Source organism: Pseudomonas antarctica, from assembly GCF_001647715.1.
Classification (GTDB): Bacteria; Pseudomonadota; Gammaproteobacteria; order Pseudomonadales; family Pseudomonadaceae; genus Aquipseudomonas; species Aquipseudomonas antarctica_A.
In genome coordinates this window covers 2662928-2676950 of the sequence record NZ_CP015600.1, presented here as the reverse complement: position 1 = coordinate 2676950, position 14023 = coordinate 2662928, and the positions used below count along the sequence as shown (strand labels likewise).

11 protein-coding genes are annotated in these 14023 nt (G+C 60.5%); 5 read left to right on the top strand and 6 right to left on the bottom strand.

Translation table 11 applies throughout. The annotated features are described in order from the left end of the window. Positions 1-75: 75 nt before the first annotated feature. The 3 genes from A7J50_RS12260 to A7J50_RS12250 are packed head-to-tail and all read right to left on the bottom strand — an operon-like array spanning position 76 to position 3837. Positions 76-1371, bottom strand: coding sequence for an NAD(P)/FAD-dependent oxidoreductase (locus A7J50_RS12260; RefSeq protein ID WP_064452026.1), 1296 nt, complete (start codon positions 1369-1371; stop codon positions 76-78). Next, the gene (locus A7J50_RS12255) at positions 1368-2456 is read right to left on the bottom strand and encodes a polyamine ABC transporter substrate-binding protein (protein ID WP_064452025.1); all 1089 of its coding nucleotides are present in this window, start codon (positions 2454-2456) and stop codon (positions 1368-1370) included. The genes A7J50_RS12260 and A7J50_RS12255 overlap by 4 nt, the downstream gene beginning before the upstream one ends. A gap of 22 nt (positions 2457-2478) precedes the next feature. Next, a complete protein-coding gene (locus A7J50_RS12250; RefSeq protein WP_064452024.1) occupies positions 2479-3837 on the bottom strand; it encodes a glutamine synthetase family protein in 1359 nt (452 codons plus the stop codon). Between the two features lie 138 nt (positions 3838-3975). On the opposite strand from A7J50_RS12250, the gene A7J50_RS12245 reads away from it, so the two are divergent. Continuing rightward, positions 3976-4872, top strand: coding sequence for a helix-turn-helix domain-containing protein (locus A7J50_RS12245; RefSeq protein ID WP_064452023.1), 897 nt, complete (start codon positions 3976-3978; stop codon positions 4870-4872). 105 nt (positions 4873-4977) lie between these two features. Continuing rightward, positions 4978-7119 (top strand): TonB-dependent siderophore receptor, encoded by a 2142-nt coding sequence (locus A7J50_RS12240; protein ID WP_064452022.1) that lies wholly within the window; start codon positions 4978-4980, stop codon positions 7117-7119. On the opposite strand, the gene A7J50_RS12235 is transcribed toward A7J50_RS12240, so the two are convergent. Beyond that, positions 7109-8239 (bottom strand): MFS transporter, encoded by a 1131-nt coding sequence (locus A7J50_RS12235; protein WP_064454917.1) that lies wholly within the window; start codon positions 8237-8239, stop codon positions 7109-7111. The two genes, A7J50_RS12240 and A7J50_RS12235, sit on opposite strands and share 11 nt — an antisense overlap. Before the next feature lie 98 nt (positions 8240-8337). On the opposite strand from A7J50_RS12235, the gene A7J50_RS12230 reads away from it, so the two are divergent. Continuing rightward, entirely contained in the window at positions 8338-9108 is a 771-nt protein-coding gene (locus tag A7J50_RS12230; RefSeq protein WP_064452021.1) for an AraC family transcriptional regulator, read from the top strand. A gap of 78 nt (positions 9109-9186) precedes the next feature. Here the strand turns inward: A7J50_RS12230 and A7J50_RS12225 are convergent, their stop codons facing one another. Beyond that, positions 9187-9657 (bottom strand): Lrp/AsnC family transcriptional regulator, encoded by a 471-nt coding sequence (locus tag A7J50_RS12225; RefSeq protein WP_064452020.1) that lies wholly within the window; start codon positions 9655-9657, stop codon positions 9187-9189. Between the two features lie 123 nt (positions 9658-9780). Here A7J50_RS12225 and A7J50_RS12220 point away from each other — a divergent pair, with 123 nt between their 5' ends. Further along, positions 9781-11025 (top strand): methionine gamma-lyase, encoded by a 1245-nt coding sequence (locus tag A7J50_RS12220; RefSeq protein ID WP_064452019.1) that lies wholly within the window; start codon positions 9781-9783, stop codon positions 11023-11025. 232 nt (positions 11026-11257) lie between these two features. Beyond that, complete coding sequence (locus tag A7J50_RS12215) at positions 11258-11935, top strand: response regulator transcription factor (RefSeq protein ID WP_156526273.1); 678 nt, start codon at positions 11258-11260, stop codon at positions 11933-11935. Positions 11936-12062: 127 nt separating this feature from the next. Here the strand turns inward: A7J50_RS12215 and A7J50_RS12210 are convergent, their stop codons facing one another. Beyond that, on the bottom strand, positions 12063-14021 hold the full coding sequence (locus tag A7J50_RS12210; RefSeq protein ID WP_064452017.1) for a MacB family efflux pump subunit: 1959 nt from the start codon (positions 14019-14021) through the stop codon (positions 12063-12065). Positions 14022-14023 lie beyond the last annotated feature (2 nt).

Here is a 14023-nt window from a genome sequence, read left to right as displayed (position 1 = left end):
AATCAGTCACCGAATGCATCGCCTGACACCCTGCTTTCGCGGGCAAGCCCGCTCCCACACTCAGACCGCGGCGCATCAGCTAACCCACTCGCGCAGCCGAAACCACAACATCCCTAACGCCAACAGCGGCGAGCGCAAGGCCTTGCCGCCCGGAAAAGTCATGTGCGGCACCTGGCTGAAAATATCCAGGCCCTGGCTGTGGCCGGCATGAATGGCTTCGGCTAAAAGCTTCGCGCACCAATGCGTCACGTTGAGCCCATGCCCGGAGTAGCCCTGGGCGTAGAACACATTCGGGTATTGCTTGAGTCGCCCGACCTGAGGAAAACGGTTGGCGGTGATGCCAATTTTGCCGCCCCACTGAAACTCGATGGCCGTGTTTGCCAACTGCGGAAACACCTTGAGCAGCTTCGGTTGCATATACGCGGCGATGTCCGCCGGGTCACGCCCCGAATAATGGCAGGCACCGCCGAACAACAGGCGTCGATCAGCGGAAAGCCGGTAGTAATCCAGGCCGACTTTCTGGTCGCACAGCGCGAAGTTTTGCGGGATCAATTGCTTGGCCAGCGTCTCGGATAATGGCGCGGTGGCGATGATGTAACTGCCGGCCGGCAGGACTTTGCCGCTTAAGCGCGGCTCCAACTCGTCCAAATGTGCATTGCACGCCAACACCAGGCTGGCGGCACGCACGGTGCCGCCGGCGCAACGCACCTGCACCGCGTCGCCGTGGATCAGTTCAAGCACCTGGGTGTGCTCGAAAATCCGCACCCCGAGGGACTCGGCCACCTGCGCCTCGCCCAGCACCAGGTTCAACGGATGCAAGTGACCGGAGCCCATATCGACCAGGCCACCGGCATAGGCCACCGAGCCGACGACCTGTGGCATATCCTGCGGGCCGACCAGACGGGTTTGATGGGCATACCCCATCGCCGCCAGGCTGTCCTGCTCGCCTTTGAACGCGGCGAACTGCGCCGGGGTATTCGCCAATTCGCAAAAGCCCCAACGCAGGTCGCAATCGATGGCGTGTTCGCGGATACGCTCGCCCACCAGCGCGACTGAATCAATTCCGGCCCGCTCCAGGTAGCGAACGCCCTCCTCGCCTACATACTTGGCAAACCCCGACACATCGTGGCCAATACCGCGGATCAACTGCCCGCCGTTGCGCCCGCTGGCGCCCCAGCCAATGCGCCGGGCCTCCAGCAGGATCACCGAAAGCCCGCGCTGAGCCAGTTCAATGGCGGTGTTGACCCCGGTGAAACCACCACCGATCACGCACACATCGGCGCTCAGGTCGGTGCCCAGCGACGGACGCTCAGGCATGGCATTGGCCGAAGCCAGGTAATAGGACTGGGCGTGGTCGCTGGCGTGCTTCATTTGTTGGTCTTCACTTTGCTCCAGGCGCGGGTCATCAGGCGCATGGTCGCCGGGGTCGGCGTGGTGGAAATATAGAGTTTGTCGAGCACTTCCTGAGACGGGTACACCTCAGGGTTATTCACCAGTTCCGGCGCCATAAAGGGCTTGGCCGCCGGGTTGGCGTTGGCATAACCGACCGAGGCACTGACCTTGGCGATCACCTCAGGGTCGAGCAGGTAGTTGATAAAGGCGTGGGCTTCTTTCGGGTTGGTGGCGTCCGCGGGAATGGCCAGCAGGTCGAACCACAGGTTGGAGCCTTCCTTGGGAATCGCGTACGCGATATTCACGCCGTTCTTGGCTTCCTTGGCGCGGTTGGCGGCCTGGAATACGTCGCCGGAATAACCGAAGGCCACGCAGATATCACCGTTGGCCAAGTCCGAAATGTACTTGGAGGAGTGGAAATAAGTGATGTACGGCCGCAGCGTCAACAGCTTGGCCTCAGCCTGTTTGTAGTCCTCGGGGTTCTCGCTGCGCGGGTCTTTGCCCATGTAGTTGAGGATCGCCGGGAACAGCTCGTCCGCCGAATCGAGGAAGGCCACGCCGCACTCGTGCAGTTTTTTGATGTTCTCGGGTTCGAACAGCACCGCCCACGAATCGATATGGTCGACGCCCAGCACCTGCTTGACCTTGTCGACGTTATAGCCGATGCCGTTGGTGCCCCACAGGTACGGCACCGAATGGGCGTTGCCCGGATCGTTTTGCTCCAGCAGCTTGAGCAACTTGGGGTCGAGGTTCTTGAAGTTCGGCAACTGCGAGCGGTCCAGCTTGAGGAACGCGCCGGCTTTCACCTGGCGCGCCAGAAAGTGGTTGGACGGCACCACCACGTCATAACCCGTGCGCCCCGCGAGAAGCTTGCCTTCCAGGGTTTCGTTGGAGTCGAACACGTCGTAGACCACTTTTATACCGGTCTTGGCCTGGAAATCGGCCAGGGTGGTATCACCGATATAATCGGTCCAGTTGTAGACGCTGACCGTCGGCGCGGCCTGGCTTGCACTGCTGAACGCCGCCACCAGAGCCAGCGGGAGAAGCTTTTTCACAAGACGCATATCGACACCCCTTTTAGTTTTTTTAGACGCTCAACAGCAGGAACTCACGCTCCCAGGAACTGATCACCCGCTTGAAATTCTCATGCTCGGCGCGTTTGACCGCGACGTAGCCGCGCACGAACTTGTCGCCCAGGTACTGCTTGACCGTGTCGCAGTCCTCCATCCGTGCCAGCGCATCTTCGAGGGTGAACGGCAGGCGCAGGTTGCGGCGTTCATAGGCACGGCCTTCCACCGGCGCGCTCGGGTCGATCTGTTCGATCATGCCCAGGTAGCCACACAGCAAGCTGGCGGCAATCGCCAGGTAGGGGTTGGCATCTGCGCCCGGCAGGCGGTTTTCCACGCGCATCGCGTCGGGGCTGGAGGTCGGCACGCGCAAGCCGACGGTGCGGTTTTCTTCGCCCCACTCGACATTAACCGGCGCCGAGGTGTCCGGCAGGAAGCGACGGAATGAGTTCACATTGGGAGCGAACATCGGCAGCAGCTTGGGGATGTACTTTTGCAGGCCGCCGATGTGGTGCAAAAACAGTTGGCTCATCTTGCCGTCGGCGTCGACGAATACCGGCTTGCCCGTGGCAATGTCCACCACGCTCTGGTGCAAATGCATGGCGCTGCCCGGTTCGTCGGCAACTGGCTTGGCCATGAAGGTGGCCGCCACGTTGTGCTTGAGCGCGGCTTCGCGCAGGGTGCGTTTGAACACGGTGATCTGGTCGGCCAGGTCAAGGGCGTCGCCGTGACGGAAGTTGATTTCCATCTGCGCCGGGCCGTCCTCGTGGATCAGCGTGTCGAGGTCCAGGCCCTGGAGTTCGCACCAGTCGTAGACGTCTTCGAACAGCGGGTCGAATTCGTTGGCGGCGTCGATGGAAAACGACTGGCGCCCGGTTTCAGCCCGGCCGGAACGGCCTACAGGGGTTTTCAGCGGCAGGTCCGGGTCTTCGCAGCGCTGGGTCAGGTAAAACTCCATTTCCGGCGCGACAATCGGCTGCCAGCCCTGATCGGTATAGAGCTGCAGGACTTTTTTCAGCACGTTGCGCGGCGACAACTCGATGGGGTTGCCCAGCTTGTCGAAGGTGTCGTGGATCACGATGGCCGTAGGCTCGATGGCCCACGGCACCACGTACGTGGCGTTGGACACCGGGCGGCAGATCATGTCGATGTCGGCCGGGTCGAGCAGGTCGTAGTAGATATCGTCGTCGACAAAGTCCCCGGTCACCGTTTGCAGCAACACACTTTCCGGCAGGCGCATGCCTCGCTCATGCAGGAACTTGTTGGTGGGCGCAATCTTGCCGCGTGCGATGCCAGTCAAATCACTGATCACGCATTCGACTTCGGTAATCTTGTGTTCTTTCAGCCAGGCGGACAGCTGATCGAAGGGGGCGTTCATAAGGACCTCGTCATGGGTTGGATGCGGCGTCGGCTTGTACTCTCGGCGCATTGAGGTCTATCTTGATGCCGCCGCACGTCGGCATCTATCCACTTTGCACGAACCATAACGCACCAATAGAGTGCGCCCAGGTTACCCATGACACAGGCAACAGCTTTGCGCGTACAGGCCTTCACCACCGGTGATGTGGCCGCTCAATGCAGTGCGACACCCGGTTGGGTGCAGCAGTACCAGCAGATGTCCCCGGGGCATTTTGCCGGGCAGATCCGCTACCTCGACCTGCAAGGGGTACAAGTGTACGAAGAGTGCATGAACACGCGCGTGGAACAGCACTTCAATGCCCCGCCGGGCGCGTTGGCGTTCTGTTTCGACGGCAGCGACAACGCGCTCTACATGCTCAATGGCGAAAGCCGCAACACCTGGATCACTCCGGAGAATTACCGTGAAGTGGCCGTCGTGTTCGGCCCGCAGTTCGTCCAGCGCCATGGGCTGGACGTGGCGAAACTGGAAGGGTTGTTCATGGCACCGCTGACGTGCCAGCAGAACGCGCTGTTCACGCGCTGGCTCAGCGGCACCCTCACACGGTTGTCCGCCACGCTCGACCCGATCAGCCGCGACACCCTCACCCAACAGTTACTCGACGATTGCCTATTCATTCTCGACAACGCTTGCGTGTGCCTGGACCGTAGTTCGTTACAGCGCCGCAGTGCAGAACGCCAGTTGATGGCGCGCATCGGCGAGTGGGCAGCGGATGCGCCGGACGAAACCGTCAACCTGTTGGAGCTGGCGCAGATTGCCGGCGTGCCGCTGCGTCAATTGCAGCAAGGGTTCAAGACCTACACCGGGATGAGCCCGGCACAGTGGTTGCGCCTGCGGCGTTTGAACGGGGCGCGACGCGAACTGCTCAACGCCACCGACACCACCGTGGCCGAAGTGGCGATGAACTGGTCGTTCTGGCATTTGGGGCGGTTTTCCAACAGCTATCGGGCGTTGTTCAAGGAACTGCCCAGCGAGACCCTCAAGCGCCACGGTTGAACCACCGTCAACCGGTGGCCGAGTCCGCGCTTTGCATCTTGTAAAACCTCACACATACCCCTAGTTTATGCGCCCCCCTGCCCTGCGCTTTAAGGCCCTGCCCCCATGGTGTTGCGTTTTCGTCCCGTCGTCACTTCACGTTTTGCCCTTGGCTTGCTGCTCAGTGGCGGTATCGGTAGCAGTCCAGCGGCTGACATAGAACTGCCGGCGGTACAGGTCCAGGGCCAGGAGGAATCGGGCTACCGCACGGACACCGCTTCGGTCGGCGGCTTCAGTGAAGCCCCCTTGCTGGACACCCCGGCGTCAATCACGGTGATCAACGCCGCACTGATCAAGGACCAACAAGCGCGCCTGCTCAGTGAAGTGCTGCGCAACGATGCCTCGGTGGGCGACAGCTATGCGCCCATCGGCTACTACGAAAACTTCGTGGTGCGCGGCTTCTCGCTGAACGCCGCGAGCAGCTACAAGATCAACGGGCGCACCATCACCGGCGAACAGAACGTCGCCCTGGAAAACAAGCAGCAGGTGGAAGTGCTCAAAGGCCTGGCCGGTTTGCAAAGCGGGATTTCCGAGCCCGGCGGCGTGATCAACTACGTGACCAAACGCCCGGAGGATGTGCGTTCGGTGACGGTGTCCACCGATGACCGTGGCAGTGGCTATATCGCCACCGATGTCGGCGGCTGGTTTGGCAGCGAACAGCAGTTTGGCCTGCGCGCCAACGTCGCCCACGAAGACCTCAATGCCTATGTGGAACATGCCAATGGCCAGCGCGACTTTGTGTCCCTGGCCTTCGACTGGAACATCAGCCCCGACGCGCTGCTGCAACTGGATGCGGAATACCAGAACAAGCAACAGCGCTCGGTGCCGGGTTATCAACTATTGGGCGGCACGCAAGTGCCGCATGACGCTTCGCCAAAGAAACTGCTGGGCCACCAGAGTGGTTCCCATCAGGTCGGTATCGACTCGTTGAACCTCAACGGCAAGTTTGAATACCGCTTCAGCGATCAGTGGAAAGGCAGCGTGAGCGCGGCGCGCAGCCAGGTGGTGATTGATGACTACAGTTCGTTTGCGTGGGGTGGAGACACTCAGGGCGTCGGCAATTACTTCACCCCCGAAGGCAACTACGACATCTACGACTACCGCAGCCCCGACGACACCCGCCGCGACGATGAAGTCCAGGCCGCCATGACAGGGCTATTCGAAACAGCAGGCCTGGGCCATGAGTTGACCTTCGGCACCAGTGCGTTTCGCCGGGTGATCGACAAACGTAAGTCAGTCAATGAGTGGATCGGCAGCGGCAATATCTATGAGGATGCGCCCACCTTCACGCCTACCGATAAACCCCTGAACGACAGCCACCGCAACCTCGACAGCCGCCAATACGGGCTGTTCGTCACCGACCGCATCCGTTTCAACGAGCAATGGCAGACCATCCTCGGCGGTCGCGAAGTGCGCCTGGATGAAAAAGCTTTCGATGAGAATGGCAACGAGTCACGCCACACCCAGCAATACGTGTTCCTGCCTCAAGCCTCGTTAATCTACAAACCCGTGGAAAATATCTCGCTGTACACCAGCTACAGCAAGGGGCTTTCGCTGGGCGGCACTGCGCCGTGGTTCGCCAGTAACAGCGGGGACACCTTGGCACCTACTGTCTCGCGACAAATCGAAGCCGGCGTTAAATATGACTGGCGCCGCATCAGCTTCGCCGCCGCCGTATTCCAGACGCGCCAGGCTTATCAGTACGCCAGGCCCGCAGGCGACACGTTCACCTACGTGCAACAAGGCGAGCAAAAAAACACTGGCCTGGAACTGTCCGCCAACGGCTGGGCCACCGACCGCCTGCAAATCGCAACCAGCGTGGCGGCGATTCGCGCGCGGGTGAACAACAGTGGCACGCCAGATTATGAAGGCCACCAGGCGATCAATGTGCCCACACTGCGCGCCAGTGTGTACGCCGACTACGCGTTACCATGGATGAATGGTTTAGCGCTGCTCGGCGGCGTGCAATACAGCGCCAGGAAATACGCCAACCGCACCGGCAATGTGGAGGTGGGCGATTACGCAGTGGTCAATGTCGGCAGCCGTTACACCACTAAAATCGACGGTTATGAAACGGTGTTTCGCCTGAGCGTCGACAACCTGTTCGACAAGCGCTATTGGCGCGATGCGGGCGAGTACATGGGCGATGACTATCTGTTCCAGGGCGCACCGTTGACGGCGCGCCTGAGTGCTTCGGTCAACTTCTGAACACTCGCGGCGTTGCCATCCACAGCGCCGCCACGCCACAGATCAAAAGACTCCAGCCAAGGTTCTGGGCCCAGGCCACCAGGGTAAGTCCCGCGCCGATGGCCAGGTAATACAGCAAGCCGAATACCGCGGCGGCGCTGCCAAGGCGGTCGGAATAACGTACAAGCGCAGCCCCGAGCACATTAGGAATCGCCATGCCGAATGCCAGCACCACAAGCAACATAGGCCCTACGAACAACCAGCTGTCTTGCAGCAGCAAGACCAGCAAGCCACCCAACACCGCTAATCCGGCGGCGGTCAGTACCAACTGATCACCGTTCATGCCACGGTTGAGCAACCGCTTGTTCAGCCAGGCCCCGAGCCCAGACCCCAGCGCCAGCAGCACACCGCTGTAACCGAACTCAGCGGCGGACAACCCCAGTTGTGAAAAGATAAACGGGCCCACGCTGTAATAGCCGAACAACGCAATATTGAACGCCGCCACCAACCCGACCGAGCGCCAAATCGCTGCGTCCCTGAGCATCAGGTTCAGAGTCTCGAGCAGCGATGCCGTCGGCAATGACACTGGACGTGTTTCAGGCAAGGCCCAGACGCACCAGCCCCATAATGCCAATGCCAGCAGCAACAAGCCCGTGAGCATGCCGCGATAACCAAAGTGCTGCACCAGGGTCGCGCCGCTGAACAAACCAAGCGCCGGGCTGGCAGCAAGGGCAACGCCCATTATGGAAAACACCTGGGCCAATTGCGCACCGTGGAAACGGTCGCGCAAGATCGTCTGCGTCGCCACCGAGCCTACTGCCGCGCCAAACGCGGCCAGGGCCTGGGCCAGTAACAAAGCATTGAACGTGCTTACACCCAAGGCCAGCGCTGTGGCGCCAATATATAAGGCCAGCCCGGCCAACATCACCGGTCGCCGCCCCCAGCGATCGCACAACCGGCCCCACACCACCACCCCGAACGCGAACGCCAGGAAATACACCGAAAGGGTCTGCCCTGCCCGTTCAGGCCCAACCGCAAAAGCCCGACCGATATCACCCAGGGCCGGGCTGTAAAGCGTTTGGGCCAGTTGCGGAAACATCAGCAACACCACCGCCAACACCCCTATTTTTTTTAGGTTCATCAACAACTCACTCGCATAAAACAACACAAGAAGTTTAAAGACGAGCGACTGGGCTATTATCCTGACTTCGACAACTTATCCATTAAATCGGACAACCTATGGCTTGGCTTGCCGCCGATGAATCCTTCGATCCCGACTGCCTGGCGGCGCCCGTTGTTGGCATCGCCGCGCTGCTCGGCGACCATGACTCCGGCCTGCATCGGCACCAGCGCGGGCAACTGTTGTTCACTCGACAAGGTTGCACCCGTATCACCCTGGACAACCAACTGTGCCTGCTGCCGCCCTCCCGTGCGGCGTGGATACCCTGCGGCGTGCCCCAACGCGCGGTGATGCATAAAACCGTGGATTACCGTTCGTTGTACGTGAGCCCGGCATTGGCCGAGCAATTGCCAAACCAGGTACGGGTCATTGAAGTCAGCACCTTGCTGCACGCGGTGCTGGAACCGATGGCGATGGCCCCCTACGAGACCGATTGGCACAGTGGCCGATATGCCCATCTGTTGGCCTTGTGCCTGGACGAAATCCAGGCTGCCGCCGAGCAGCCGATGCTCCTGCCATTGCCGCAGGACAAACGCCTGGCCCCCTTGCTGGAAGACCTCGAAACATTGCCACCCACACTGCAAGACCTGGAAAAGCAAATTGGCGCCAGCACCAAGACCATCGGCCGGATTTTCCTGCGGGAAACCGGCCTGGGCTATCAGCAATGGCGCCAGCAGTGGCGCTTGATGCGAGTCATCGAATTGCTCGCCACGGGACGTAACGTGGGCTACTGCGCCTTCGAACTGGGCTTTGCCAGTGACAGCGCGTTGATCGCCTTCTTCAAACGCATGACCGGCACCACGCCACGCGGGTACTTGAAGACAAACTGAACGGCTACTTCAGGCGGCTGGCGCGATACAGTCTTTGTCGGCGGCGCGGGGGCTGGCAGACCGGGGATAGGTACTCGGTCACCCAGGCAAAGGTATCACCCGCAACCGCCGTACCGACTTGTAGGAAAAGCTCGAATAGATCTCTTTGACGCAAGGCAAGGTCTGCAACACCTCCCGCGCAAACTCGCCAAACGACTCCAGATCCTTGGCCACTACCTCAAGTAAAAAGTCATAGCGCCCCGACACGTTATGGCACGCCACGATCTCGGGAATGTCCAGCAATCGTTGCTCAAACGCGCGAGCGATTTCCTGGGTGTGGCTCTCCATCATGATGCTGACAAATGCCGTCACGCCATACCCCAGCGCCTTGGGCGAGAGGATCGCCTGATAGCCGCTGATCACCCCGCTCTCCTCCAGGTTGCGCACCCGTCGCCAGCACGGCGAAGTGGTCAGGGCAACACGGTCGGCCAACTCGGCCACGGTCAGGCGGGCATTGCCTTGCAATGCGTTTAAAAGCGCTTTGTCGGTGCGATCCAGGCTGACGGGCATAGCTTGCCTCTATTCATTATTTTTATGGATATTTCGTCCCTTAATCCGGGATTTTCCTGCCAATGTTGCAACGTTCATCTGTGGTTATGAGCATAGCATTGTAGGAAATAAGGAGCGCCCGACATGAACAATAAACACAACACATTCGGCTTTTCCACCCGCGCTATCCACCACGGTTATGACCCCAAGGACCATCACGGCGCGCTCGTGCCGCCTATCTACCTGTCCGCCACGTTCGCTTTTCCCACGGTTGAATACGGCGCTGCCTGCTTTGCCGGTGAAGCCAGCGGCCATTTTTATACGCGTATTTCCAACCCGACCCTGGCGCTGCTCGAATCGCGCATGGCGACCCTGGAAAACGGTGAGGCGGCCGTGGCCTTCAGTTCTGGCATGGGCGCGATTGCCGCGACGTTCTGGACCCTGCTGCGCCCGGGCGATGAAGTGATCGTCAGCCAGACCCTCTACGGTTGCACCTTCGCCCTGCTGCACCACGGCATCGGTGAATTCGGTATCAAGGTGCGTCATGTCGACCTCACCGACCTGGCCGCCCTGCGCGCTGCACTCACCCCCGCCACCCGCATGATCTACTGTGAGACCCCGGCCAACCCCAACCTTCGATTGGTGGATATTGCCGCCGTGGCCGACCTCGCACATCAGCAGCCCAACGTCACCGTGGTGGTCGACAACACTTACTGCACGCCTTATCTGCAACGCCCCCTGGAGCTGGGGGCCGACGTGGTGGTGCACTCGGCCACTAAATACCTCAGCGGCCATGGTGACATCACTGCCGGTATCGCCGTGAGCAATCAGGCCCTGGCGCAACGCATCCGCCTGCAAGGGCTCAAAGACTTGACCGGCGCGGTGATGTCGCCCCAGGACGCCTCACTGTTGATGCGCGGCCTCAAGACGCTGGCCCTGCGCATGGACCGCCATTGCAGCAACGCCCAGGCGGTGGCCGAAGCCTTGCAGGCGCACCCGGCCGTGCAGTGGGTGACCTACCCCGGGCTGCGCTCTTTCCCACAATACGAATTGGCGGCACGCCAGATGAAACTGTCCGGCGGCATGATTGCGTTTGAACTCAAGGGCGGCATCGAGACCGGTCGGCGCTTCATGAATGCCCTCGGGTTATTCACCCGCGCAGTCAGCCTGGGCGATGCCGAGTCGCTGGCCCAGCACCCGGCCAGCATGACCCATTCCACCTACACCCCCGAAGAACGTGCGCAACACGGTATCAGCGAGGGCCTGGTGCGGTTGTCGGTCGGGCTTGAGGATGTCGCCGACCTGCTGGCAGACATCCATCAGGCGCTGGCCAAATGCAGCCGCACTGCGCCGCGTCGGGCCTTGATCGACGAGCACGCCATGAAGTAAGGCCTGTGTTTGATGTAATCATTTCCCACAAACGGTGGTCGGACTGGTCCGACCGCCGTTATGCGTTTTTAATCTGATTTTTTCCAGATTGGATCCCCATGCTTTTGCCAGGCTGTACTAGCATAGGTTCTCGGCGGGAGCATTATCACTGTAGGTTATTCACCTTGGTTACCTTCTTGGACCCCGTCGTTATAAGGCTGAATACCGACATTTAAAACTCATGGACGAACTGATGAACTCACACCTGTTCCCCCATATAGGCAAGGTCATCGCCAGCACCGGCAGTCGCCATTTCCCGCGCATGCTGCATGACCTGATCCTTACTCAACTGGCAGTGGACGCCACCCATATCACCCAATTGCGGGTGAGTGCAGAGGGGCACACCCGACGCCGGATCAGCCCGGTCTACACCGACTCGGTGGCGGCTTTGGGCGCAGAGCAACCCGCCGCACAACTGCACCTGACGCGCCGCAAGGACGATGTGCGCTACGTGCTGTCGGTGTATCGCTCGCATCAGTCCGAGAGCTTTTCGGCGCAGGAACGCAACATGCTGCAGGACTTCTCCACGCTGTTGCTGCCCATGGTCGAGAAGCACATCACCGCCATTCAGCCCGGCCGCCAGAGCAACGACGCAGCGGCGCCGGAAAAACAAGGCATCGAAACCCTGCGCCGACGCATCGAAGAACGCCTGGTGCAATCGGGGCTGCGCCTGTCCAACCGTGAACTTGAGGTGTGCGTAGGCCTGCTGGCCGGGCGCACTGCACCGGAGTTGGCCGAGCAATTGACGTTGAAGGTCAACACCATCGAGAGCTACCTCAAGCGCGCGGCGATCAAGCTGGGGATCAGCGGGCGGCACTCGTTGTTGCGGTGGATGTACGCGACTGAGGAAGGGATAGCCACGGGGCTCTAACTCAGCGCAAAACCCGGTGGGAGCTGGCTTGCCGGCGATGGCATCGATTGAGTCTTAATGACCATCCGCGGTGCCTGCATCGCAGCCAATCCAGCTCCCACACCTGATAACGGTTGCTTGAGCGAAATCAGTCCCTTGCAAGCGCCTCAATCGGGTCCAACCGCGCCGCGTTCCTTGCGGGCACAAAGCCAAACACAATCCCGATCATCGTCGAACAGGCAAATGCGGTGACGATAGACCCCAGGGAAAACACCATTTCCCACTCCTTCACAAACAACGAAAACAGATAGCCGATCGCAAACGACAGCGAGATACCAATCATCCCGCCGATCAGGCAGACCATGACCGCCTCCACCAGGAACTGTTGGCGGATGTCCGACTGCCGCGCGCCCACGGCCATGCGTATACCGATTTCACGGGTGCGCTCGGTGACCGACACCAGCATGATGTTCATCACCCCGATACCGCCTACCAGCAACGAAATGACCGCGATCAGCGACAACAGCAGCGCCAGGGAGCGGCTGGTTTTCTGTACGGTCTGCATAATGCTGTCGAGGTTATTGGTGAAAAAATCCTTGGTGCCATGGCGTTGCAGCATGAGTTTATTGACGTTGTCTTCCACCACCTTGCTCGGCTGGCCGTCCTTGATGCGCACGGTGATGCTGTCCAGATGGCGCTGCCCCAACAACCGCCCCGCCGCCGTCTCATACGGGACCCACACGTTCAGCGCCTTGCTGGCGGCGAACATGTTTTTGTTGTCAGCCGTCACGCCAATCACCGTGCACGGCAGGTTGCCTACCAGAATCACCTGGCCCAACGGGTCAACGTTTGGCCCGAAGAGACGGTGACGGGTGTTGTGGTCGATCACCACCACCTGGGCCTGGCGCCGCGCGTCGCTTTCACTGAAGGCAATCCCGGCTTCCAGTTTCAGCCCCTTCACGGTGAAGTAACGGTCGCTGACCCCATTCACCTGCGCATCCACGTCGATATTGCCGAAACGCAACAACAGGTTGCGGCCGACCACCGGCGTGGCGCTGTCGACGTAGTACAGTTGGTTCAACGCCTCCACATCCGACGGCATCAGTGTCTCGATGGCCGAGGCGCGACTGTCACCGAAACTGGTGCCGGAAAAGATGTCAATGGTGTTGCTGCCGATGGCCTGGATGTCCTTGAGCACATAGCGCTTGGCGCCTTCGCCAATGGCCGAAATCGACACCACCGAGGTGATGCCGATGACGATGCCGAGCATGGTCAGCAAGGTGCGCATGCGGTGGGAAATCAGCGCCACCCAGGCCATGTTGAACGCTTCCTTGAACAACCCCAGGCTCGCCACCAAACGCCGGGCGCCGCTGCGCTTGGACTCGATCGGGGCCTCGCTGGGCAGCTCCAGGCCGACACTGTCATTGGCCTTGTCGCTGACAATCTCACCGTCGCACACCTCGACAATGCGCTGGGCATTCGCCGCCACCTTCGGGTCGTGGGTGACGATAATCACCGTGTGCCCGGCGGCGTGCAGTTCAGCAAGGATACGCATAACCTCCTTGCCGCTGTGGGTATCGAGTGCGCCGGTGGGTTCGTCGGCGAGAATCACCTCGCCGCCGTTCATCAACGCCCGCGCGATACTCACCCGTTGCTGCTGCCCGCCCGAAAGCTGGCTGGGCCGGTGGGTGGTGTGCCCGGCCAGGCCCAGGCGCGTGAGCAATTCCCGCGCCCGGCTGTGGCGTTGGGTCTCCGGTGTGCCGGCGTAGATCGCCGGCATTTCGACGTTATGCAACGCACTCAGGTGCGCGAGCAAATGGTAGCGCTGGAAGATAAAACCGAAGTAGTCGCGGCGCAGCTCCGCCAACTGCTCATCGCCCAGCGAGCGGGTTTCGATACCATTGATCTTGTAGCTGCCGGCGGTGGCGTAATCGAGACCGCCGAGGATGTTCATCAGGGTCGACTTACCCGAACCCGAGGCGCCGATGATCGCCACCATTTCCCCGGCATGAATGGTCAGGTCGATACCTTTGAGCGCAATGAACTCACGCTCGCCGGCCATGAAAGTACGGGTGATGCCCTTGAGTTCCAACAGTGGCTGGGTCATGC

Excerpts from the sequence above, each read along its gene's own strand:
- A7J50_RS12235 (WP_064454917.1), bottom strand. The coding sequence starts at position 8,239 with ATGAACCTAAAAAAAATAGGGGTGTTGGCGGTGGTGTTGCTGATGTTT.
- A7J50_RS12210 (WP_064452017.1), bottom strand. The coding sequence starts at position 14,021 with ATGACCCAGCCACTGTTGGAACTCAAGGGCATCACCCGTACTTTCATG.
- A7J50_RS12225 (WP_064452020.1), bottom strand. The coding sequence starts at position 9,657 with ATGCCCGTCAGCCTGGATCGCACCGACAAAGCGCTTTTAAACGCATTG.
- A7J50_RS12245 (WP_064452023.1), top strand. The coding sequence starts at position 3,976 with ATGACACAGGCAACAGCTTTGCGCGTACAGGCCTTCACCACCGGTGAT.
- A7J50_RS12255 (WP_064452025.1), bottom strand. The coding sequence starts at position 2,456 with ATGCGTCTTGTGAAAAAGCTTCTCCCGCTGGCTCTGGTGGCGGCGTTC.
- A7J50_RS12220 (WP_064452019.1), top strand. The coding sequence starts at position 9,781 with ATGAACAATAAACACAACACATTCGGCTTTTCCACCCGCGCTATCCAC.
- A7J50_RS12215 (WP_156526273.1), top strand. The coding sequence starts at position 11,258 with ATGAACTCACACCTGTTCCCCCATATAGGCAAGGTCATCGCCAGCACC.
- A7J50_RS12230 (WP_064452021.1), top strand. The coding sequence starts at position 8,338 with ATGGCTTGGCTTGCCGCCGATGAATCCTTCGATCCCGACTGCCTGGCG.
- A7J50_RS12240 (WP_064452022.1), top strand. The coding sequence starts at position 4,978 with ATGGTGTTGCGTTTTCGTCCCGTCGTCACTTCACGTTTTGCCCTTGGC.
- A7J50_RS12250 (WP_064452024.1), bottom strand. The coding sequence starts at position 3,837 with ATGAACGCCCCCTTCGATCAGCTGTCCGCCTGGCTGAAAGAACACAAG.
- A7J50_RS12260 (WP_064452026.1), bottom strand. The coding sequence starts at position 1,371 with ATGAAGCACGCCAGCGACCACGCCCAGTCCTATTACCTGGCTTCGGCC.